At 60.2% G+C, this 19,888-nt stretch carries 22 protein-coding genes; 2 read left to right on the top strand and 20 right to left on the bottom strand.

What is annotated here, in order from left to right:
* The 9 genes from ACSBQQ_RS21820 to fkpA all read right to left on the bottom strand — a co-directional run.
* A partial coding sequence (locus tag ACSBQQ_RS21820; protein WP_032439543.1) for a GTP-binding protein occupies positions 1–232 on the bottom strand: 232 nt, incomplete at its 3' end.
* Between the two features lie 70 nt (positions 233–302).
* The gene (gene fusA, locus ACSBQQ_RS21815; protein WP_033636256.1) at positions 303–2,417 is read right to left on the bottom strand and encodes an elongation factor G; all 2,115 of its coding nucleotides are present in this window, start codon (positions 2,415–2,417) and stop codon (positions 303–305) included.
* Positions 2,418–2,510: 93 nt separating this feature from the next.
* Complete coding sequence (gene rpsG / locus ACSBQQ_RS21810; RefSeq protein WP_004956203.1) at positions 2,511–2,981, bottom strand: 30S ribosomal protein S7; 471 nt, start codon at positions 2,979–2,981, stop codon at positions 2,511–2,513.
* Positions 2,982–3,077: 96 nt separating this feature from the next.
* Entirely contained in the window at positions 3,078–3,452 is a 375-nt protein-coding gene (gene rpsL, locus ACSBQQ_RS21805) for a 30S ribosomal protein S12 (RefSeq protein WP_004930426.1), read from the bottom strand.
* Positions 3,453–3,595: 143 nt separating this feature from the next.
* A complete protein-coding gene (gene tusB, locus ACSBQQ_RS21800; RefSeq protein ID WP_033636257.1) occupies positions 3,596–3,883 on the bottom strand; it encodes a sulfurtransferase complex subunit TusB in 288 nt (95 codons plus the stop codon).
* Positions 3,884–3,892: 9 nt separating this feature from the next.
* Entirely contained in the window at positions 3,893–4,252 is a 360-nt protein-coding gene (gene tusC, locus ACSBQQ_RS21795) for a sulfurtransferase complex subunit TusC (protein ID WP_033636258.1), read from the bottom strand.
* A gap of 7 nt (positions 4,253–4,259) precedes the next feature.
* Positions 4,260–4,649 (bottom strand): sulfurtransferase complex subunit TusD, encoded by a 390-nt coding sequence (gene tusD / locus ACSBQQ_RS21790; protein WP_033636259.1) that lies wholly within the window; start codon positions 4,647–4,649, stop codon positions 4,260–4,262.
* The gene (locus ACSBQQ_RS21785) at positions 4,649–5,371 is read right to left on the bottom strand and encodes a helix-turn-helix transcriptional regulator (RefSeq protein WP_004930418.1); all 723 of its coding nucleotides are present in this window, start codon (positions 5,369–5,371) and stop codon (positions 4,649–4,651) included. The genes tusD and ACSBQQ_RS21785 overlap by 1 nt, the downstream gene beginning before the upstream one ends.
* A gap of 373 nt (positions 5,372–5,744) precedes the next feature.
* On the bottom strand, positions 5,745–6,584 hold the full coding sequence (fkpA, locus tag ACSBQQ_RS21780; RefSeq protein WP_016930330.1) for an FKBP-type peptidyl-prolyl cis-trans isomerase: 840 nt from the start codon (positions 6,582–6,584) through the stop codon (positions 5,745–5,747).
* Positions 6,585–6,940: 356 nt separating this feature from the next.
* Here fkpA and ACSBQQ_RS21775 point away from each other — a divergent pair, with 356 nt between their 5' ends.
* The gene (locus ACSBQQ_RS21775) at positions 6,941–7,168 is read left to right on the top strand and encodes a SlyX family protein (RefSeq protein ID WP_033649297.1); all 228 of its coding nucleotides are present in this window, start codon (positions 6,941–6,943) and stop codon (positions 7,166–7,168) included.
* Positions 7,169–7,183: 15 nt separating this feature from the next.
* On the opposite strand, the gene ACSBQQ_RS21770 is transcribed toward ACSBQQ_RS21775, so the two are convergent.
* From ACSBQQ_RS21770 to kefG, 7 genes are all read right to left on the bottom strand, one after another.
* The gene (locus ACSBQQ_RS21770; RefSeq protein ID WP_033649298.1) at positions 7,184–8,356 is read right to left on the bottom strand and encodes a MalY/PatB family protein; all 1,173 of its coding nucleotides are present in this window, start codon (positions 8,354–8,356) and stop codon (positions 7,184–7,186) included.
* A gap of 1 nt (position 8,357) precedes the next feature.
* The gene (gene nhaC / locus ACSBQQ_RS21765) at positions 8,358–9,797 is read right to left on the bottom strand and encodes a Na+/H+ antiporter NhaC (RefSeq protein ID WP_033649299.1); all 1,440 of its coding nucleotides are present in this window, start codon (positions 9,795–9,797) and stop codon (positions 8,358–8,360) included.
* A gap of 122 nt (positions 9,798–9,919) precedes the next feature.
* Positions 9,920–10,948 carry a LacI family DNA-binding transcriptional regulator gene (locus ACSBQQ_RS21760; protein ID WP_033649300.1) on the bottom strand — a complete coding sequence of 343 codons (1,029 nt, stop codon included), beginning with the start codon at positions 10,946–10,948 and terminating at the stop codon, positions 9,920–9,922.
* Positions 10,949–11,040: 92 nt separating this feature from the next.
* Entirely contained in the window at positions 11,041–11,628 is a 588-nt protein-coding gene (gene slyD, locus ACSBQQ_RS21755; RefSeq protein WP_004930407.1) for a peptidylprolyl isomerase, read from the bottom strand.
* A 112-nt stretch (positions 11,629–11,740) separates the two neighbouring features.
* Positions 11,741–11,944 carry a YheV family putative zinc ribbon protein gene (locus ACSBQQ_RS21750; RefSeq protein WP_060429242.1) on the bottom strand — a complete coding sequence of 68 codons (204 nt, stop codon included), beginning with the start codon at positions 11,942–11,944 and terminating at the stop codon, positions 11,741–11,743.
* 14 nt (positions 11,945–11,958) lie between these two features.
* A complete protein-coding gene (gene kefB, locus ACSBQQ_RS21745) occupies positions 11,959–13,767 on the bottom strand; it encodes a glutathione-regulated potassium-efflux system protein KefB (RefSeq protein WP_060429245.1) in 1,809 nt (602 codons plus the stop codon).
* Between the two features lie 2 nt (positions 13,768–13,769).
* Positions 13,770–14,321 carry a glutathione-regulated potassium-efflux system ancillary protein KefG gene (gene kefG / locus ACSBQQ_RS21740; protein WP_033645385.1) on the bottom strand — a complete coding sequence of 184 codons (552 nt, stop codon included), beginning with the start codon at positions 14,319–14,321 and terminating at the stop codon, positions 13,770–13,772.
* Positions 14,322–14,450: 129 nt separating this feature from the next.
* Between kefG and ACSBQQ_RS21735 the strand changes: the two genes are divergently transcribed.
* On the top strand, positions 14,451–16,364 hold the full coding sequence (locus ACSBQQ_RS21735; RefSeq protein ID WP_033649301.1) for an ABC transporter ATP-binding protein: 1,914 nt from the start codon (positions 14,451–14,453) through the stop codon (positions 16,362–16,364).
* 3 nt (positions 16,365–16,367) lie between these two features.
* Here the strand turns inward: ACSBQQ_RS21735 and tauD are convergent, their stop codons facing one another.
* The 4 genes from tauD to tauA are packed head-to-tail and all read right to left on the bottom strand — an operon-like array spanning position 16,368 to position 19,818.
* Positions 16,368–17,216, bottom strand: a complete 849-nt coding sequence (gene tauD / locus ACSBQQ_RS21730) for a taurine dioxygenase (RefSeq protein ID WP_039569235.1) — start codon at positions 17,214–17,216, stop codon at positions 16,368–16,370.
* Entirely contained in the window at positions 17,213–18,049 is an 837-nt protein-coding gene (gene tauC, locus ACSBQQ_RS21725; protein WP_033631937.1) for a taurine ABC transporter permease TauC, read from the bottom strand. Before tauC ends, tauD begins: the two co-directional genes overlap by 4 nt.
* Positions 18,046–18,813: a taurine ABC transporter ATP-binding subunit gene (tauB, locus tag ACSBQQ_RS21720; RefSeq protein ID WP_033649303.1), complete on the bottom strand. Its 768-nt coding sequence runs from the start codon at positions 18,811–18,813 to the stop codon at positions 18,046–18,048. Before tauB ends, tauC begins: the two co-directional genes overlap by 4 nt.
* A 9-nt stretch (positions 18,814–18,822) precedes the next feature.
* Positions 18,823–19,818: a taurine ABC transporter substrate-binding protein gene (tauA, locus tag ACSBQQ_RS21715; protein ID WP_033649304.1), complete on the bottom strand. Its 996-nt coding sequence runs from the start codon at positions 19,816–19,818 to the stop codon at positions 18,823–18,825.
* Between the last annotated feature and the right edge of the window lie 70 nt (positions 19,819–19,888).

The following is a 19,888-nucleotide window of genomic DNA, read 5'->3' as shown; positions in this document are numbered from 1 at the left end:
CGTAGTGACGAGTCGGGGTGTCATACTCAACGTGAGAGGTGTTGATGGTGATACCACGAGCTTTTTCTTCTGGCGCGTTATCGATCTGGTCGAAAGCACGTGCAGAACCGCCGTAGGTTTTAGCCAGAACGGTGGTGATCGCTGCAGTCAGGGTAGTTTTACCGTGGTCAACGTGGCCGATAGTACCAACGTTAACGTGCGGTTTTGTACGTTCAAATTTTTCTTTAGACACGGCTATATTCCTTACTATAGCGCTCTCCCCTTCTGGAGAGAGCACGGGACTTTGGTTTTAACCCTGCGGCTTATTTGCCACGGGCTTCGATTACGGCCTGAGCGACGTTGTTCGGTGCATCATCATACTTCAGGAATTCCATGGTGTATGATGCGCGACCTTTAGTCAGAGAACGCAGCTGAGTTGCGTAGCCGAACATTTCGGACAACGGTACTTCAGCGTGGATCTTAACGCCAGTCACTTCAGATTCCTGACCGCGCAGCATGCCGCGACGACGGCTCAAGTCACCGATAACGTCACCGGTGTTCTCTTCTGGAGTCTCAACTTCAACCTTCATGATAGGCTCAAGCAGAACTGGTTTCGCTTTCTTAAAGCCTTCTTTAAAGGCGATAGACGCGGCCAGTTTAAACGCCAGTTCAGAGGAGTCAACGTCGTGGTAAGAACCGAAGTGCAGACGAATACCCATGTCTACTACCGGGTAACCAGCCAACGGACCAGACTTCAGCTGCTCCTGGATGCCTTTATCAACGGCAGGGATGTATTCGCCAGGAATTACGCCGCCTTTGATGTCGTTGATGAACTCGTAACCTTTCGGGTTAGAGCCCGGCTCCAGTGGGTACATGTCGATCACAACGTGACCGTACTGACCGCGACCACCAGACTGCTTGGCGTGCTTACCTTCAACATCGGTAATCTTCGCGCGAATCGCTTCGCGGTAAGCTACCTGAGGTTTGCCCACGTTAGCTTCAACGTTGAATTCACGCTTCATGCGGTCAACGATGATATCGAGGTGCAGTTCACCCATACCGGCGATGATGGTCTGGTTAGACTCTTCGTCAGTCCATACGCGGAATGACGGGTCTTCTTTAGCCAGACGGCCCAGAGCCAGACCCATTTTTTCCTGGTCAGCTTTGGTTTTCGGTTCAACGGCGATAGAGATTACCGGCTCAGGGAATTCCATACGCTCCAGGATGATTGGAGAGTCTGGATCACACAGGGTGTCCCCGGTGGTCACGTCTTTCAGACCGATCGCAGCGGCGATGTCGCCTGCGCGAACTTCTTTGATCTCTTCACGCTTGTTAGCGTGCATCTGAACGATACGGCCGAAACGCTCGCGCGCAGACTTAACGGAGTTCAGCACGGTGTCGCCGGAGTTAACAACGCCGGAGTACACGCGGAAGAAGGTCAAGTTACCTACGAACGGGTCGGTAGCGATTTTGAACGCCAGAGCAGAGAACGGCTCGTCATCACTTGCGTGACGCTCAGCCGGAGTGTCTTTACCGTCGTCCAGGATACCGTTGATCGCAGGAACGTCAGTTGGTGCCGGCAGGTATTCGATTACCGCATCCAGCATCGCCTGCACGCCTTTGTTCTTGAACGCAGAACCGCAGGTAACCAGGATGATTTCGTTGTTCAGTACGCGCTGACGCAGAGCAGTTTTGATTTCTTCCTCGGTCAGCTCTTCGCCGCCCAAGTATTTTTCCATCAGCTCTTCGGAAGCTTCCGCAGCGGACTCGATCAGGTTCTGGCGCCATTCTTCAGCCAGATCCATCATGTCAGCCGGGACGTCTTCGTATTCGAAGGTTACGCCTGCGTCTTCTTCGTTCCAGTTGATCGCCTTCATTTTCACCAGGTCGATAACGCCGGTGAATTTGTCTTCTGCGCCGATAGCCAGCTGCAGAGGAACAGGGTTGGCGCCCAGACGAGATTTGATCTGGCCTACAACTTTCAGGAAGTTAGCGCCCATACGGTCCATTTTGTTAACGAACGCGATACGTGGCACTTTGTATTTGTTAGCCTGACGCCATACGGTTTCAGACTGTGGCTGAACACCACCAACAGCACAGTAAACCATTACCGCGCCATCCAGCACACGCATGGAACGTTCTACTTCGATGGTGAAGTCAACGTGCCCTGGGGTGTCGATGATGTTTACGCGATGCGGTTCGAACTGCTTGGCCATACCAGACCAGAAGGCAGTAGTCGCTGCAGAAGTGATGGTAATACCACGCTCCTGCTCCTGTTCCATCCAGTCCATGGTGGCAGCGCCGTCATGAACTTCACCGATTTTGTGGTTTACACCGGTGTAGAACAGAATACGTTCGGTAGTGGTGGTTTTACCGGCGTCGATGTGAGCACTGATACCGATGTTGCGGTAGCGTGCAATGGGTGTTGTACGAGCCATTTGATTCCTCTATTCCTAGGGCGTTCAAGTTCAGTTAACCCAAGCGGGCCGATTTGACGCGCCCGCTTGGTTAGCATGACTACAGCCGGGTGATTACCAGCGGTAGTGGGCGAACGCCTTGTTGGCTTCGGCCATACGGTGAACGTCTTCACGCTTCTTAACAGCAGAACCTTTGTTCTCTGCTGCGTCAGACAGCTCGTTCGCCAGGCGCAGAGCCATGGATTTATCACCGCGTTTACGTGCAGCATCAACGATCCAACGCATTGCCAGAGCATTACGACGAACCGGGCGGACTTCAACTGGTACCTGATAAGTAGAACCGCCAACGCGACGCGACTTAACTTCTACAGTCGGGCGAACGTTGTCGAGAGCGACTTCGAAAGCTTCCAGGTGATCTTTACCAGAACGCTGAGCCAGGGTCTCCAGCGCGGTATAGACGATTGCTTCTGCAGTAGATTTTTTACCGTCTACCATCAGGATATTTACAAATTTGGCCAGCAGCTCAGATCCGAACTTAGGATCTGGCAGGATTTTACGTTGGCCGATTACGCGACGACGTGGCATGGAAATACTCCGTTGTTAATTCAGGATTGTCCAAAACTCTACGAGTTTATTTTGACATTAAAGTTAAAACGTTTGGCCTTACTTAACGGAGAACCATTAAGCCTTTGGCTTCTTCACGCCGTACTTGGAACGAGCTTGCTTACGGTCTTTAACACCGGAGCAGTCAAGTGCACCACGGACGGTGTGGTAACGCACACCTGGCAGGTCTTTTACACGACCGCCACGGATCAGGATTACGGAGTGTTCCTGCAGGTTGTGGCCTTCGCCACCGATGTAGGAAGTCACTTCGAAACCGTTGGTCAAACGCACACGGCAAACTTTACGCAGTGCGGAGTTTGGTTTTTTCGGGGTAGTGGTGTATACGCGGGTGCATACGCCACGTTTCTGCGGGCAGGCTTCCAGCGCTGGAACGTTGCTTTTAGCAGCCTTCACAGAGCGTGGTTTGCGAACCAGCTGGTTAATTGTTGCCATTAAAAAAGCTCCTGGTTTTTGCTTCGTACTAGCTTCGTAAACATGTGATAAATCCCCTCGTATGCACTATTGGCAAAGTACGAGGACGCAGAATTTTAGGGCTGACCAGTATGGGTGTCAAGAAATATACAACATCACTCTCATTACCAGGCCATTTGGCTGCGGTGTTGTTCGGTTAATTCAACGAAGTGATTATAGCCGACGACAGTGATTTTGTGCGAAAAATGACCAACCAATCCCCGGGCTTCCAGGTCGTCCTGCAGCGCATAAAGGGATATGGGGGCGGCGAGCAGCGATTCAAGATGGGCGCTGCCGGCAAGGCCGGCAAGCACGCCGTCCTGCAGCAGCAGCAGCGCGTCACCCTCCGCCGTCAGGCGCAGCAGCGCAGGCAAGTCACATTGGTTTGGCGAGTGGCTCAGGGTATACAGCATCAGAGGATCCTAAAACGTCATCACGGCGTCGTAGCCGGCCAGTTCGCGGCGCAGTTCGTCCGGTGCCAGCACCTCGGCATCCAGCACCCAATCGGTCACCTGGCTCAGGCCACGCTCCTGCAGCGAAGCCTGGCACAGATAGCACCGCTCCACGTCATACAGCGGCAGCACGCCGAAGGTGGCGATGTAATTGCGCGCCAAAATCTTTTCCGGTTGCTGGCCTGGCAACAGCTGCAATACGCCGTCGCCGACAAAAAACACCCCCAAATCTTCACTGAGCGCCGACGTGGCGAGCAGCGCATCCAGCCCTTCCCTGCCGCCGGCGCCGCCGTGTGGCCCGTGGGTGAAAACAAAAGCGACTCGTTTCATCATATCCTCAGAACTGCACCAGACGGTCGCAACTCAGCGACGCTTCGGCCAGGGAACCCAGCCCGCTCAGGGTAAAGCCAGGCTGCAGGTTGGCGCTTGCCAGCCCCTGTTGCGCCGCCTCCTGCTCGTCGGTGACCCCACGGCGCAACGCGGCGGCTACGCAGACGTTGAGCGCTACGCCGTGTTGCTGCGCCAGTTGCGTCCAACCGCGCACCAGGTCGAACTCGTCGCTGGCGGGCGCGGTCAGCTGGTTGGCGTTCAGCACGCCCTCACGGTAGAAAAAGACGCTGGAAAGCCGGTGCCCTTTCGCCAACAAAGCCTGAGCGAACTGATAGGCGCTGCTGGCCTGCTGCGTGCCGTAAGCCGGGCCGGTGACCAACAGGCAATAATCGAGCATCAACGGTCGCTTCCCAACAGATCGCCACTCTTGAACTGGCGGATGTACAGATACACGGTGTGTTTGGAGATGTTCAGGCGATCCGCCACCTGGTTGATCGCATCCTTGATGTCGAAGATGCCTTTCTCATAGAGGTTGAGCACCACCTGGCGGTTCTTGGCGTTATTGGACACCGAGCGGTCGGCGTTCACCTCTTCGATGGTGAACTCCAGCGTCTGCGCCACCAGATCGTCGACGGAAGACGCAAAATTCACCGACGACGGCACGTCCTGCGTGGCCGGCGGCATAAAGGTCTGCATGATCTGCGAAAACGGTACGTCGAGGTTCATGTTGATGCACAGCAAGCCGATCACCCGCTGCTCGCGATTGCGAATGGCGATAGTCACCGACTTCATCAACACGCCGCTCTTGGCGCGGGTAAAGTAGGCTTTCGACACGCTGCTGTCGTCGCCGGCCATGTCGTGCAGCATGCGCAGCGCCAGATCGGTGATCGGCGAGCCGATTTTACGCCCGGTATGTTCACCGTTGGCGATGCGTACCGCTGAGCTGTTCAGGTCTTCCAGCGCGTGCAGTACGATCTCGCAGTGGCCGCCGATCAACATCGCCAGCCCGTCGACCACCGCTTCATAGGATTTCAGGATTTCATGATCCGTTTGAGTAAACGGACGTTCATTCAGCAAATCAAGTTCGCTGGCTTCGCTGGATAAAAGCGAATTCGACATCGAAGATACCACCCTCATAGATCGCCTGTGCCAGGGGGCGCAGCTAAAACCGCTCGAACCGGATCGCTGCCGTCGCCGGCACGCCGCAGCGCGGCCGGCTGAGAGCGCCATCAAACGGCACGATGACATCCGCGGGCGAGGCGGCCGGGAACAATTTTAGGTACACGCCCTAAGGGGCAGACGCATGACTGATAAGTCAGAATTATTAGTCTAGCAAAGCGGCCGGAGCAAAGTCCTTGCGTTTGCGCGTGGTATTGACGTTAAGCCCGATGCCCGGCAGGCGTCAAGCGTTCAATGGAGAGAGAGGCGGCGGCTGCCGAAATGAAAACCGCCGCGGAGGGCATCCGCGGCGGTGGCAAACAAAGCGGCGATGTTATTTCGCTTTGGCGTCTGCTTTCGCGTCCGCCGGTTTTTCGGCTTTAGCGTCGGCTTTCGGCGCCGCTTTCACGTCCAGCAGCTCAACGTCGAAGACCAGCGTGGAGTTAGCCGGGATGCCCGGAACGCCGGTTTTGCCGTAGGCCAGCGCCGGTGGGATCACCAGCTTGATTTTGCCGCCTTTCTTGATGTGCTTCAGGCCTTCGGTCCAGCCTGGGATCACGCCGTCCAGACGGAACGACAGCGGCTCGCCGCGGGTGTAGGAGTTATCGAACTCGGTACCGTCGGTCAGGGTGCCTTTGTAGTTCACCACCACGGTGTCGCTGTCTTTCGGCGCTTCACCCGCGCCCGGCTTCTCTACCTGGTACAGCAGGCCGGATTCGGTTTTCTTCACGCCTTTTTCTTTAGCGAAGCTATCGCGGTACTTGGCGCCTTTGGTTTCGTTATCCTTGGCGTCCTGCTCCATCTTCGCCTGAGCGGAAGCCTTCACGCGCGCTTCGAAGCCCTGCAGGGTCTTCTCGATGTCGGCGTCGTTCAGTTTGCTCTTGTTGGCGAACGCGTCCTGAACGCCGGCAATCAGCTGATCTTTGTCCAGCTTGATGCCCAGCTTCTCTTGCTCTTTCAGAGAGTTGTCCATGTAACGGCCGAGAGAGGCGCCCAATGCGTAGGCCGCTTGCTCGTCGTCGTTTTTGAACTTGCCGGTGCTCGGTGCTGCTGCCGCGTCCGCTGGTTTAGCGGCTTCTGCCGGCTTGGCGGCATCGGCTGCCATGACCTGGGTCGCATTCAGAGCAAAAGCCATGGTGGTTGCCAGAAGCGTGACTTTAAACAAAGATTTCATCCATTTCTCCAGTGTCTGAAGCAATGCCCCAAACAATCATTAGGTAAGATAACCGGGCTACTATAGCTGCCTGAAACAAAACAAAACAGTCGCACAGGTAACCAATCGAGTCAAAGTGTGACTCCCGCTTTGCCAAGAAGTTTCCCTCTGGGTGCTACTCCCATGATAAATCAGATTTTTCTTGCGGAATATTCGGCCAGGCTCGCAAAAAACGGCAGATCGAGCGTGCAACTTTTCAGCACTTTACACTGTCGATCGCAACGTTGCGCGCCGTCTGGAGAAATAGCGCGAGCAAACCCGGCGCCAGCTGTTACCATAGCGCCGAATCAGGATTTTATCGCGTCAGAGGTAGCCTCATGCACAACGCCGACACTCAACGCCTGCTACAGCGGCTTGAAGAACTGGAGAGCCGTCAGGCCTTCCAAGAGCTCACCATCGAAGAGCTCAACCAGACCGTCATCCAGCATCAAATGGAAATGCTGAAGATGCGCGAACATCTGCGCATGTTGACCGACAAGCTGCGCTCGACCCAAACCTCAATGATCGCCTCGCAATCGGAAGAAACCCCTCCGCCGCACTATTGAGGGCTCGCCATGCGGTTATTTCAGGCGTGCCAACCCTTCGACGGCACGCTCGAGATACCGGCGCGGGCACCCCAGGTTTATGCGGATAAAACCGCGCCCCTGCGGGCCGAAACCGCTGCCCATCGACGGCGCCAGCTTCGCCACCGCCACCAGCGCCTGCTGCAAGTCAGCATCGTTCAAACCCAGCGAGCGGCAATCCAGCCAGGCGAGATAGGTCCCTTCAGCCTGGGTCATCGTGCACCAGGGCGCGGCGTCAGCCAGCGCCTGCTTAAACCAACGCCGGTTCTCCGCCAGGTAGTCGAGCAGCTCATCAAGCCAGGCAGCGCCCCGTTGATAGGCCGCGGTCGCCGCCGTCATCGACAGCGCGTTGAATACATCCAGCCCGTGGGCGTTCAGCCGATCGACAAACGCCTGCCGAAGCCGGGCGTTGGGGATCAGGAAATTCGAAATGCGCAGCGAGGAGAGGCCGAACGTTTTGCTGGCGGACGTCGCCACAATTACCCGATCGCGATATTCCTCGCCCAGATGCAACACCGACGTAAACGTCTCGCCGGGCAGCAGCAGGTCGGCCCAAATTTCATCGGAGATCACCGTGACGTCATGGGCGTGGCAGAGCGCCATGAGCCGCTCCAGTTCATCGCGGCGCCAGCAACGGCCGGTTGGATTGTGCGGGTTGCACAGCAACAACAGCGGCGGTTTACGCTGCGCCAGGCAGGCGGCCAGCTGGTCGAAATCGATCCGGTATCCCTGCGGGGTTTCCCGCAGCGGGTTTTCAATCACCTCTCTGCCGTTCATGGTGACTATCTTGGCGAACGAGCCATAATACGGCCCCTGCACCACCACCCCGTCCCCCGGCTTGCTGAGCAGTTGGATCAGCATCGCCAGCCCCGGCACCACCCCTTCAATCGACGTGAACCACTCGCGCCGCAGCGGCAAGCCGTGCCGCTTGGCAAACCAGTCGATTGCCGCTTGGTAGTAGGCGTCGTCGCGTTCGCTGTAGCCAAAGACGCCGTGGTCCACCCGCTGATGCAGCGCCTGCTGCACCTCTGGCGGGCACGGAAAGTCGAAATCGGACACCCACATCGGCAACAGTTCGCTGCCGTCCAGTTGCAGATAGCGGTCGATGAAGTCCCACTTCACGGAGCCGGTGTTGTGGCGATCGATGATGGCGTTGAAATGACTCGTCATGTCAGGCTTCCTTACGCTGCAAGTCGTTCTGAGGTTGGAGTTTGGCGATACCGAAGCCGGTGAACCCATAAATCAGGGCGAACACCACCGCGGCATAACATTGGATCGCCCACGGCAGCAGATCGAGGGTGCTGACCCCCAGCGTGGTGGCCATGTAAATGCCGGCGGCCGTCCACGGGATCAGCGGTTCGATGACGGTGCCCGCATCTTCGACGGTGCGCGACAGATTTTTGTTGTCCAGCCCCATGCGCCGATAGGCCCCTTTGAACAGCTCCGCCGGGATCAGCAGCGCCAGCTTGCCGTCGCTGGTCGCGCCGGTCACCAGGATAGTGGTGGCAACGGTGGCGGCGATCAGCTGGCCGGTGGTGTGCACCACGTTCAGCAGCCGGCTGATGATCACCGTCAGCGCGCCGGTCAGCGTCAGAGCGCCGGCGAAGGAAAAGGCGCAGAACACCAGCAGGATCGTACTCATCATCGAGAACATGCCGCCGCGGTTCAGCAGGCGCGGCACATCGGCGACGATACCCTCAACGTTGTGGCCCTGAGCGGCAAACATCGACAGATTGAAACCGTCCATCAACGCATTCAGCCCCTGCTGCAGGCTAAAGCCCTGCAGCGCGACGCCGATGGCGATCGCCAGCGCGCAGGCGGCCAGCATGACGGGGATCACCGGCCGTTTGGTCACCGCGCCCCACAGCACCAGCACCGGCGGCAGGATCAGCAGCAGATTGAAGTGGTACAGCCCCTCGAGCGCGCCGACGATTTCGGTCACTTTTTCCGGCGTTGCCACGCTGCCCACCGCACCGGTGTGGCCGGCGATCAGGTACACCACGGCGGCCAGGATGAAGCTCGGCAGCGTCGTGTACATCAGATGCTGGATATGGCTGTAGAGATCGGTATCCGCGACGATGGCCGCGAAGTTGGTCGAATCGGACAACGGCGAAATTTTGTCGCCGAAGTAAGCGCCGGACACCACCGCCCCGGCCGCGGCGGCCAGCGGCACGTCCAGACCGGCGGCCACGCCCATCAGCGCCACGCCCACGGTGCCGGCCGCTCCCCAGGAAGTACCGGTGCACACCGAGATCACGCTGGTGATGAAGAATGCGGCGATCAGAATGTATTGCGGGCTGATCAGCTTCAGCCCCCAGTACACCATGTAAGGGATTGTGCCGCTGATCATCCAGGTGCCGATCAGGCCGCCCACGCAGATCAGGATCAGGATAACCGGCATCGCCTTCGCCAGTTTGGCCACGATGGCCTCGATGATGTCGTCCCAGCGGTAGCCTTGCCACCAGGCCAACGCGGCGGCGATGGCGGCGGAAACCAGCAGCAGCGGTTCAATGCGCAGGCCAAACTGGCCATAGCCGATGATGAGCAGCAACAGCATGGCCACAATCGGCAGCGTCGCCAACCCAAGGTTGAGCGTTTTCTTATTATCCATATACGGCTCCTGTTGAAGATGGGGTACTGCAACAGCGTAATGGCTTCGATAATCGGAGGATGTGAGCGCAGGCAATCGGCCATGTAATCGGTTTCATGAGGTAGCGTTGTGTGAGCCGTCTCTCATTCGCCGCGCTTGCTTTGCGCATGCGCCTCACCGTCGGTTACGGAGTCTCGCAGGATAAGTTCGGCCGAAAAGCGGTTGTTCTGCGGCGCGACGTCGCTGCCGCTGTGGATCTGCAGCGCCAGGCGCGCGGCGCGTCGGGCCATTTTCTCGATCGGGTAATGCACGGTGGTCAACGAAGGATGGAGATATTTCGCCAGGGCAATGTCGTCAAAGCCGACGATCGACAGCGCCTCGGGCAGTTGAACTTGCCGTTGATGGCAGGTGCGCATCATGCCGGCGGCCATCACGTCGTTGAACGTCACTGCGGCGGTGAAGCGTTGGTCGCTGGCCAGAACGCGCTCGGCCGCCAGTTCGCCCCCTCGCTCGTTGAAGGGCACGCTGATGATCCAGCTGCCGGGCACCTCAATGCCGGCGGCGGCCATGGCCTGGCGGTAACCCGCTAGCCGCTGCGCGCGATCGTCGATCGGCAGATCCGCCGTCACGCAGGCAATTCTTCGATGCCCCTGGCGTATGAGCAGCTCGGTCGCCGTCTGCGCCGCATTGGCGTTGTCGAGCCAGATGCAACGGTTGGCGATGGCGGGCAGATAACGATTGATCAGCACCAGCGCGGGCGTATGGGCGGCGTAGCGCAGCAGCGCCTCCTCCTCCATGCGCGTGACGTGCGCCACGATGGCTTCACATCCCTGATTGATGAGAAAATCGAGGCCGCTTTTTTCCAGCTCGGCCTGATGCCCGCCGCTGCACAACATCAACCGCACGCCGGCCTGCCGCGTGATGTCTTCCACGCCCCGCGCGAGGCGTGAAAAAAACGGATCGTCGAGATTGCCGGTCAGCAATCCCAGCATATTGCCGCTTCTTTTCGCCAGCGCCAGCGCGGCGGCGTTGCGGTGGTAGTTAAACTCGCGCATCGCTTTCTCGACGCGTTCGCGGGTCACCGGTTCAACGTAGGCGGTATTATTGATCACCCGGCTGACGGTGGCCGTGGAAACGCCGGCGCGCCGCGCCACGTCTTTCATGGTGGCCATGGCATGTCCTGTTGTGCCGTTCGGCGCCCGGTGCGCCGCGCATAAAAAAGGGCAGCCGATGGCCGCCCTCTTGTCTCGTCACTGCGATCTGCTTAGTGGCAGCCGCAGCCGCCGTTACCGCAACCGCCTTTACCGTGGTCGTGACCATGGTCGTGATCGTGGCTGTGGCCGTGACCGCCGCAGCAGCCTTCACCGTGTTCGTGGTGATGGTCGTGCTCGCCGTGTACGTGACCGTGCGCCAGTTCTTCTGCGGTCGCTTCGCGGATCGCGACAACTTCCACATTGAAGTTCAGGTTTTGGCCGGCCAGCATGTGGTTGCCGTCAACCACCACGTGGTCGCCGTCAACTTCGGTGATTTCAACCGGTACCGGGCCCTGATCGGTGTCAGCCAGGAAACGCATGCCGACCTGCAGTTCGTCAACGCCCATGAAGACGTCTTTCGGTACGCGTTGCACCAGGTTTTCGTCGTAGTTGCCGTACGCGTCGTTCGCGCCGACGTGAACGTCAAAACGATCGCCAACGTCGTGGCCTTCGAGTGCTTTTTCCAGACCTGCGATCAGAGAACCATGCCCGTGCAGATAGTCCAGCGGTGCGCTCACCGGAGACTCATCAACCAAAACACCGTCTTCTGTACGTACTTGGTAAGCCAGGCTGACCACCAAGTCTTTTGCTACTTTCATGATATCTCCTACCGTTGGCTACTAGGACGCGCACCGTTATCGGGATGCGCGCCTTTTCCGGACAGATTGTAACGGAAATCTGCCTCGCTGTACCCTCCGGGATAAAAAAACGCTACTTCGGCTGGAAAATGCCGATCACCTGCTCTTGCGGGCGAACGTGTTTTTCCACCTGTTGTTCGGTCTGGCGCTGATGGTGGCCGCACTTGACGCACTCCACCATCTCCACCTGATCCTCCCGCCATACCGCCAGCGTATCCATGGCGCTGCAGCTCGGGCACACCGCCCCGGCGATAAATCTCTTACGTGTTGCAGACATCGTTATGCTCCCGCTTATTCGTATTCGTCCCAGCCGTCGAACTGGCGACTTTCTTTTTGCATTTCGCGATGGAACAGCTCTTCCAGCTCGCGCCGCGCCTCTTTCACGCGGGAAATTTGCGCCACGTCGCCCTGATGCGGCGGCATCAGTTCACGCAGCATGCGCATATCCAGGCGGCGGAAATGCTGCTGGGCGCGGAAGGCCTGATGCGGGTGCATGCCCAACTCCATCAGCGCTTTGCGCCCCAGTTCCAGCGCGCTGGAGAAGGTCTCGCGGCTGAACTGCTTCACGCCCGCCTGCAGCAACTCATGCGCCTCCACGCGGCCGCGCGCCCGCGCCAGAATGCTCAGGTTCGGGAAGTGCTGCTGGCACAGCCGCACGATCTCCATGGTGTCTTCCGGCTCATTGCAGGTGATCACGATCGACTTGGCTTTTTCGGCGCCCGCCGCGCGCAGCAGCTCCAGCTCGGTGGCGTCGCCGTAATAAACCTGGTAACCGTAACGCCGCAGCACGCCGACGGCGCTGACGTCGCGCTCCAGTACGATAATGCGCATTTTGTTGGCCATCAACAGGCGGCCGATCACCTGGCCGAAACGCCCGAAGCCGACGATGATCACCTGTGGATCGTCGTCCTCTACGTACGGCGTTTCCTCTTCTTCGCCCTTGGCGTTATAGCGACGCGCCAAAATGCGGTCGATGGCCTGCATCAGCAGCGGCGTGGTCATCATCGACAGCGTCACCACTACCAGCAGCAAGGAGAGTTGATCCGGCTGCAGCACCTTTTGCGCGCCCGCCGCAGAAAACAGCACGAAGGCGAACTCGCCGCCCTGGCTGAGCACCCCGGCGAACTGCAGGCGCACCGAACTGCGCAGGCCGAACAGACGCGACACCCCGTAGAGCACGCCGGATTTGATCGCCACCAGCGCCAGCACACCGATCAACACCTCGGCCAGATGGGTGTAGAGCACGCCGATATTCAACACCATGCCTACCGAGATAAAGAACAGCCCCAGCAGCAGCCCTTTAAACGGCTCGATGGAAATCTCCAGTTCGTGGCGGTATTCGCTCTCCGCCAGCAGCACCCCGGCGATGAAGGTGCCGAGCGCCATCGACAGGCCAAGCGTCTCCATAAACAGCGCCGAGCCGAGCACCAGCAACAGCGCCGCGGCGGTGAAGATCTCGCGCACGCCGGAAGCGGCGATATAGCGGAACAGCGGTCGCAGCAGGAAGCGGCCGCCGATCAGCATGCCGCCGAACGCCGCCACCTTGAGCGCGATCTTCGCCCAGTCGTCGCTGGTTCCGCCGGCGCCGGCCAGAATGGGGATCAGCGCCAACGCCGGGATCACCGCCATATCCTGGAACAGCAGCACCGAGAAGCCGAGCTGCCCCCCTTCGTTGCGGTTCATGCCCTTCTCGCGCATCAGCTGCAGCGCCATGGCGGTGGAAGACATCGCCAGGCCGATACCGCCGATCACCGCCGCCTGCCAGGCGAAGTGCGTCAGATACAGCAACGCGCCCAGCACCGCAGCGGTGATCAACACCTGGCCGGCGCCGGCGCCGAAGATCGAGCGCCGCAGCTCCCACAGCTTGCTGGGGTTCAGCTCCAGGCCGATGATGAACATCAGGAACACCACGCCCAGCTCGGAGAAGTGCAGGATCTCGTCGACGTCGCGAATGAAGCCCAATCCCCAGGGGCCGATGGCGATGCCGGCGATCAGATAGCCCAGCACCGCGCCGATCCCCAGGCGACGGGCGATCGGCACCGTCACCACCGCGGCGAACAGGAACAGTAAAATGGCGGTCAGTAAGGTCGATCCTTCCATGCTCACCGCCCTCCGCGCGGCAGCGGGTGGCTCAGCCACTCGCCGTAGGCGTCCGCATGGCTGCGCAGCACCTCCGGCTTTTGCCGCCGCGCCCAATACACCACGAACGGCGTCAGCCAATGCATATGGCACATCCCGGCGGTCAGCTCGAACGGCCGCAGAATATCTTCCATCGGGTAGTGGTTATAACCGCCGGTGCGGTAGGCGCCTTCCGGTTCGCCGGTGGTGATCACCGAACGCCAGTATTTGCCCGCTAGCGCATTGCCGCCCACGCCGCTGGCAAAGCCGCGCGACAGCACGCGATCCAGCCACTCCTTCAGCAGCGCCGGGCAGCTGTAGGTGTACAGGGGATGCTGAAACACGATGACCTGATGCTCACGCAGCAGCTGTTGTTCGTGATGGATATCGATAAAAAAATCAGGGTAGTGCGCGTAGAGATCGTGCACGGTGACATGTTCCAACTGCTGCGCCGGTCGAAGCAAAACCCGGTTCGCCACCGAGTCATGGGATTCCGGATGGGCATACAGCAGCAAGACCTTGGGCGGCTGCGACATCATTCCCCTCCAAAGCGTCGTCAGGGTAGCGGTTTTCCGTTACCATGCATCGCAAAGACAAAAACAGCGCGCGGTGCGCGTTCTGTTACCTTAATGATAATTTAACATACTCTGAACATACGGCGCTTTATGATTGTATTCTCCTCGCTACAAATCCGACGCGGCATCCGCGTCCTGCTGGACAACGCCACGGCGACGGTTAATCCAGGTCAGAAGGTCGGCCTGGTGGGCAAAAACGGCTGCGGCAAATCCACGCTGCTGTCGCTGCTGAAGGGCGAGATCGCGGCGGACGGCGGCAGCTTCACCTTCCCCGGCAACTGGGCGCTGGCCTGGGTCAACCAGGAGACGCCGGCGCTGGACGTGCCGGCAATCGAGTATGTTATCGACGGCGACCGCGAGTTTCGCCAACTCGAAGCCGAATTGCAGGCGGCCAACGATCGCAACGACGGCCACGCCATCGCCACCCTGCACGGCAAGCTGGACGCCATCGACGCCTGGACCATCCGCTCCCGCGCCGCCAGCCTGCTGCACGGCCTCGGCTTCTCCAACGAACAGCTGCAAAGCCCGGTGCGCGACTTCTCCGGCGGCTGGCGCATGCGCCTCAACCTGGCGCAGGCGCTGGTGTGCCGTTCCGACCTGCTGCTGCTCGACGAACCGACCAACCACCTGGATCTCGATGCGGTGATCTGGCTGGAGCGGTGGCTGAAAAGCTATCCCGGCACGCTGGTGCTGATCTCGCACGACCGCGACTTCCTCGATCCGATCGTCGACAAGATCCTGCATATCGAACAGCAGACGATCAATGAGTACACCGGCAACTATTCGTCGTTCGAACGCCAGCGCGCCACCAAGCTGGCGCAGCAACAGTCGCTGTATCAGCATCAGCAAGAGAAAGTGGCGCACCTGCAAAGCTATATCGACCGTTTCCGCGCGCAGGCCACCAAGGCCAAGCAGGCGCAGAGCCGCATCAAGATGCTGGAGCGCATGGAGCTGATCGCCCCGGCGCACGTCGACAACCCGTTCACCTTCAGCTTCCGTCCGCCGGAAAGCCTGCCGAACCCGCTGCTGCGCATGGACAAAGTCAGCGCCGGGTATGGCGATAAAGTGATCCTGAAGTCAATCAAGCTGAACCTGGTGCCCGGCTCGCGCATTGGCCTGCTCGGCCGCAACGGCGCCGGTAAATCCACGCTGATCAAACTGCTGGCCGGCACCCTGGAGCCGCTGAGCGGCGAGATTGGCCTGGCGAAAGGCATCAAGCTGGGTTACTTCGCCCAGCACCAGCTGGAATTCCTGCGCGCCGACGAATCGCCGCTGCAGCACCTGAGCCGCATCGCACCACGGGTGCTGGAACAGCAGCTGCGCGACTATCTGGGTGGTTTCGGTTTCCAGGGCGACAAGGTCAGCGAAGTGACCGAACGCTTCTCCGGCGGCGAGAAGGCGCGGCTGGTGCTGGCGCTGATCGTCTGGCAGCGCCCTAACCTGCTGCTGCTCGATGAACCGACCAACCACCTGGATCTCGACATGCGTCAGGCGCTGACCGAAGCGCTGATCGATTTCGAAGGCGCGTTGGTGGTGGTCTCGCACGACCGTCACCTGCTGCGCTCCACCACCGACGATCTGTACCTGGTGCACGACGGCCAGGTCGAGCCTTTCGAGGGCGATCTCGACGACTACCAGCAGTGGCTTGTCGACCTGCAGCGCCAGGAAAGCCAGCAGGACACGCCGGAAAAAGAGAGCGGCGGCAACAGCGCGCAGGCGCGCAAGGATCAAAAACGCCGCGAGGCGGAGTTCCGTACGCAGACCCAGCCGCTGCGCAAGCAGATCGCCAAGCTGGAACAGCAGATGGAAAAACTGGGCGCCGAACTGGCGGCGGTGGAGGAACAGCTGGCGGATCCCGCGCTGTACGACATCAGCCGCAAGGCCGAGTTAACCGACTGCCTGCAAAAGCAAAGCCAGGCCAAATCCGCGCTGGAAGAGACGGAAATGACCTGGCTGGATGCGCAGGAACAGCTGGAGCAGTTAACGCAGGCGTTCGAAGCCTAAGCCTCAGGCCTTGTAAAAAGGCCTATCCCCCAGAATGGTCGCGCGGTGCATGATGCGCCGCTGCGGCAGATAATCCGCGTTGGCGTAGTGCTGCGTCACGCGGTTATCCCAGATCGCCACGTCATTTTCCTGCCAGCGCCAGCGCACCTGAAACTCCGGTTTGGTGATGTGAGCAAACAGGAAGTTCAGCAAAGCGTCGCTCTCTTTCGGCGCCAGATCGACGATCCGCGTGGTAAACCCTTCATTGACGAACAGCGCCTGCCGGCCGCTGACCGGGTGGGTGCGCACCACCGGATGCAGCAGCGGCGGGTTTTTCTGCACCGCCTGTTGCCAGCGCTGATGCTCCTCTACACTGCCGCGATGTTTGTGTTCCGGGAACGACTTGGTGAAGTCATGCTCCGCACGCAGCCCCGCCAACAGCGTTCTGAACGGCGCCGACAGCGCCTCGTAGGCGGCGATGCCGCTGGCCCACAGCGTATCGCCGCCGGTGGAAGGCAAGGTCTTGGCCGTCAGGATCGCCCCCAGCGGCGGGTTGTCGATAAAGGTCACGTCGGTGTGCCAGTTATCGTTGTCCGGCGGGTTGTCGTCGTGGGTATCGAGCACGATGATCTCTTCCACGTCGGTGGCGTGCGGATAGACCGGATGGATATGCAGATCGCCGAAGCGGCCGGCCAGATCGCGCTGCTGCAGCGGGGTGATCGGCTGATTGCGGAAGAACAGCACCTGATGCTTCAGCAAGGCGTGATAAAGCTGCTCAAACTGGCCGTCGCCCAGCGGCCGGGCCAACTCGACGTTTTCCACCAGCGCCCCGATGTAAGGCCCCAGCGGGGTGATATTCAGACGTTCGTTCATTGCTGTACTCCATGCCACGGGGTCAATCGGCGCTGCAGGGCACGCAGCCCCAGCTCCAGCCCAAATGCAATCACCGCAATCACGCCGATGCCAGCCAACACCACGTCGGTCGCCAGAAACTCACCGGCGGATTGCACCATAAATCCCAGGCCGCGCGTGGCGGCGATCAGTTCGGCGGCCACCAGCGTCGACCAGCCGACGCCCAGCCCGATGCGGATGCCGGTCAGGATCTCCGGCAGCGCGCTCGGCAGCACCACGAAACGCAGCACCTGCCAACGCGTGGCGCCCAACGCCCGGGCGGCACGCACCCTCACCTGCGCCACGCTGCGCACGCCGGCCACGGCAGACAGCGTCACCGGCGCGAAGATCGCCAGATAAATCAGTAAGATCTTTGAGGTTTCGCCGATGCCGAACCAAATCACCATCAGCGGCAGATAGGCCAGCGGCGGCACCGGGCGATAGATTTCAATCAGCGGATCGAGAATGCCGCGCACCGTGTCGTTCAGCCCCATGGCAATGCCCACCGGGATGCCGACGATCACCGCCGCCAACAGCGCTACCAGAATGCGCCCCAGGCTGGCCGCCAGGTGTTGCCACAGCGTGGCGTCCATAAAGCCTTGCGGGCTGGCGATGGTGATCAGCTGGTGCAGCACCTGCTGCGGCGCCGGCAAAAACAGCGGGCTGATCAGCTGCAGCGCCGTCACGCCCCACCAGACGATCAACACCGTCAACAGCGTGGCGCCGCTCAGCCAAACGTTGCGCGGCACGCTGAAACGGCGCGCCGCTTTACCTTGCGGCTGCGCCGCGGCCTTCAGAGTGGAATGCAGGCTCATAGCATGGCCTCGCGCTGTTGGAAAACTTTGCCCAGCACGTATTCGCGCTGCGCGATAAATTCAGGATCGGACTTGATGGCGCGGCAGGCTTCGCCGTCAGCATAGCGTTGGCCGAAGTTCAGCGACAGCCGCTCCACCACCTGCCCCGGCCCCGGCGACAGCAGCAACAGCTCGCTGGCGAGGAACACCGCCTCTTCGATATCGTGGGTGATCAGCAGCACCTGTTTGCCGGTATCGCGCCAAATGGTCAGCAACAGCTCCTGCATCTGCTCGCGGGTGAACGCGTCCAGGGCGCCGAACGGTTCGTCCAGCAACAACAGCCGCGGATCGGCGGCCAGAGCGCGGGCGATGCCGACGCGTTGGCGCATGCCGCCGGAAAGCTGCCAGATAAAGTGCTGTTCATAGCCCGCCAGCCCCACGCGCTGCAGCATCTGCTCCGCCACCTGGCGGCGCTGCGCCTTGCCGACGCCGGCCAGCTGCAGGCCGAACTCGACGTTGTCCACCACGTTGCGCCACGGCAGTAAGCCCTCATGCTGGAACACCACGCCCCGTTCGGCGCTCGGGCCGTGAACGGGCGTTCCATCCAGCGTGATGCTGCCAGCTGAAGGCTCGATAAACCCGGCGATCAAATTCAGCAGCGTGGTCTTGCCGCAGCCCGACGGGCCGAGCACCACCACCAGTTGCCCGGCGGCAATCTGGAACGACACGTCACGCAGCGCGGGCCGCCCCTGATACTCTGCTGAAAGATGATTGACGTTTAGCATCCTGCTTCCTTACGACTGCGGCGCAGCCTGCACCTGTTTCACAAAACGGTCGGTCACGTAAGCGCTGTAGTCGCTGTCGACCTGCGGGATCTTGCCCTGCTGCTTGAGGAATTCGGCGGTATCGCGGATCGCCTTGTCCACCGGCTGGCCGAGCTGGGCAACCTGATCCGCCACCGGCAGATAACGGTTTCCCTTCACCAGCTCCGGCACCTGCGCTTCCGGCACGCCGCTCAGGCGCGCCAGCGTGCTGAGGTGGCTCGGATCTTTCAGCCACTGCTCCGGCGCCGCCAGGTAGGCCTTTTGCGCCTGTAGGGCGCTGGCGGCAAAGGCGGTCACCACGTCGGGATGTTTCTCGGCAAAGTCTTTGCGCACCACCCACACGTCCAGCGTCGGCGAGCCCCATTCGCCCACCTGCGCGGAGTCGGTCAACACCTTGCCCTGTTTGGCCAGTTCGTTGACCACCGGCGCCCAGACGTAAGCGCCGTCGATGTCGCCGCGCTGCCAGGCGGCGGCGATGGCCGGCGGCTGCAGATTGAGGATCTTCACCTGCTCAGGCTTGATGCCCCAATGCTTGAGCGAGGCCAGCAGGCTGTAATGGGTGGTGGAGATAAACGGCACCGCAATGCGCTTGCCGATTAGATCCTGCGGGCTTTTGATGTCATTTTTCACCACCAGCGCTTCGGAGCTGCCGAGCTGCGAAGCGATGAGGAACACTTCGATGGGGAGTTTCTGGCTGGCGGCCACCGCCAGTGGGCTGGAGCCGATATTGCCGATCTGCACGTCGCCGGAGGCCAGCGCACGCAGCACGCTGGAGCCGCTGTCGAACTTACGCCAGTCGACGGTCGCGCCGGACCGTTTGGCGAAGCTGTTTTCCGCCTGCGCCACCTTGGCCGGCTCCGCCGACGTCTGGTACGCCACGGTCACGTCCACCGCGTAGGCGCTGGCTGCGCTGAGCGCCAGCGCCAACAGCGCCGCGTTGCGTAAGGAAAAGAGTTTGCCCGCCATGTTCCGCTCCGTTGATAAAAATCTGTTCAGTTGCTGACAGTTTTATCTGAGCGGTGACGGGCGATAAAAG

The organism is Serratia sp. G204Y (assembly GCF_051172435.1).
In the GTDB taxonomy this organism is placed as follows: Bacteria; Pseudomonadota; Gammaproteobacteria; order Enterobacterales; family Enterobacteriaceae; genus Serratia; species Serratia sarumanii.
Note: the sequence above shows the minus strand (reverse complement) of the source record. Positions and strands in the feature narration are given on the sequence as shown.

Coding starts and splice junctions, on each gene's coding strand:
- fusA (WP_033636256.1), bottom strand. CDS start 2,417: ATGGCTCGTACAACACCCATTGCACGCTACCGCAACATCGGTATCAGT.
- rpsG (WP_004956203.1), bottom strand. CDS start 2,981: ATGCCACGTCGTCGCGTAATCGGCCAACGTAAAATCCTGCCAGATCCT.
- rpsL (WP_004930426.1), bottom strand. CDS start 3,452: ATGGCAACAATTAACCAGCTGGTTCGCAAACCACGCTCTGTGAAGGCT.
- tusB (WP_033636257.1), bottom strand. CDS start 3,883: ATGCTGTATACCCTGAGCCACTCGCCAAACCAATGTGACTTGCCTGCG.
- tusC (WP_033636258.1), bottom strand. CDS start 4,252: ATGAAACGAGTCGCTTTTGTTTTCACCCACGGGCCACACGGCGGCGCC.
- tusD (WP_033636259.1), bottom strand. CDS start 4,649: ATGCTCGATTATTGCCTGTTGGTCACCGGCCCGGCTTACGGCACGCAG.
- ACSBQQ_RS21785 (WP_004930418.1), bottom strand. CDS start 5,371: ATGTCGAATTCGCTTTTATCCAGCGAAGCCAGCGAACTTGATTTGCTG.
- fkpA (WP_016930330.1), bottom strand. CDS start 6,584: ATGAAATCTTTGTTTAAAGTCACGCTTCTGGCAACCACCATGGCTTTT.
- ACSBQQ_RS21775 (WP_033649297.1), top strand. CDS start 6,941: ATGCACAACGCCGACACTCAACGCCTGCTACAGCGGCTTGAAGAACTG.
- ACSBQQ_RS21770 (WP_033649298.1), bottom strand. CDS start 8,356: ATGACGAGTCATTTCAACGCCATCATCGATCGCCACAACACCGGCTCC.
- nhaC (WP_033649299.1), bottom strand. CDS start 9,797: ATGGATAATAAGAAAACGCTCAACCTTGGGTTGGCGACGCTGCCGATT.
- ACSBQQ_RS21760 (WP_033649300.1), bottom strand. CDS start 10,948: ATGGCCACCATGAAAGACGTGGCGCGGCGCGCCGGCGTTTCCACGGCC.
- slyD (WP_004930407.1), bottom strand. CDS start 11,628: ATGAAAGTAGCAAAAGACTTGGTGGTCAGCCTGGCTTACCAAGTACGT.
- ACSBQQ_RS21750 (WP_060429242.1), bottom strand. CDS start 11,944: ATGTCTGCAACACGTAAGAGATTTATCGCCGGGGCGGTGTGCCCGAGC.
- kefB (WP_060429245.1), bottom strand. CDS start 13,767: ATGGAAGGATCGACCTTACTGACCGCCATTTTACTGTTCCTGTTCGCC.
- kefG (WP_033645385.1), bottom strand. CDS start 14,321: ATGTCGCAGCCGCCCAAGGTCTTGCTGCTGTATGCCCATCCGGAATCC.
- ACSBQQ_RS21735 (WP_033649301.1), top strand. CDS start 14,451: ATGATTGTATTCTCCTCGCTACAAATCCGACGCGGCATCCGCGTCCTG.
- tauD (WP_039569235.1), bottom strand. CDS start 17,216: ATGAACGAACGTCTGAATATCACCCCGCTGGGGCCTTACATCGGGGCG.
- tauC (WP_033631937.1), bottom strand. CDS start 18,049: ATGAGCCTGCATTCCACTCTGAAGGCCGCGGCGCAGCCGCAAGGTAAA.
- tauB (WP_033649303.1), bottom strand. CDS start 18,813: ATGCTAAACGTCAATCATCTTTCAGCAGAGTATCAGGGGCGGCCCGCG.
- tauA (WP_033649304.1), bottom strand. CDS start 19,818: ATGGCGGGCAAACTCTTTTCCTTACGCAACGCGGCGCTGTTGGCGCTG.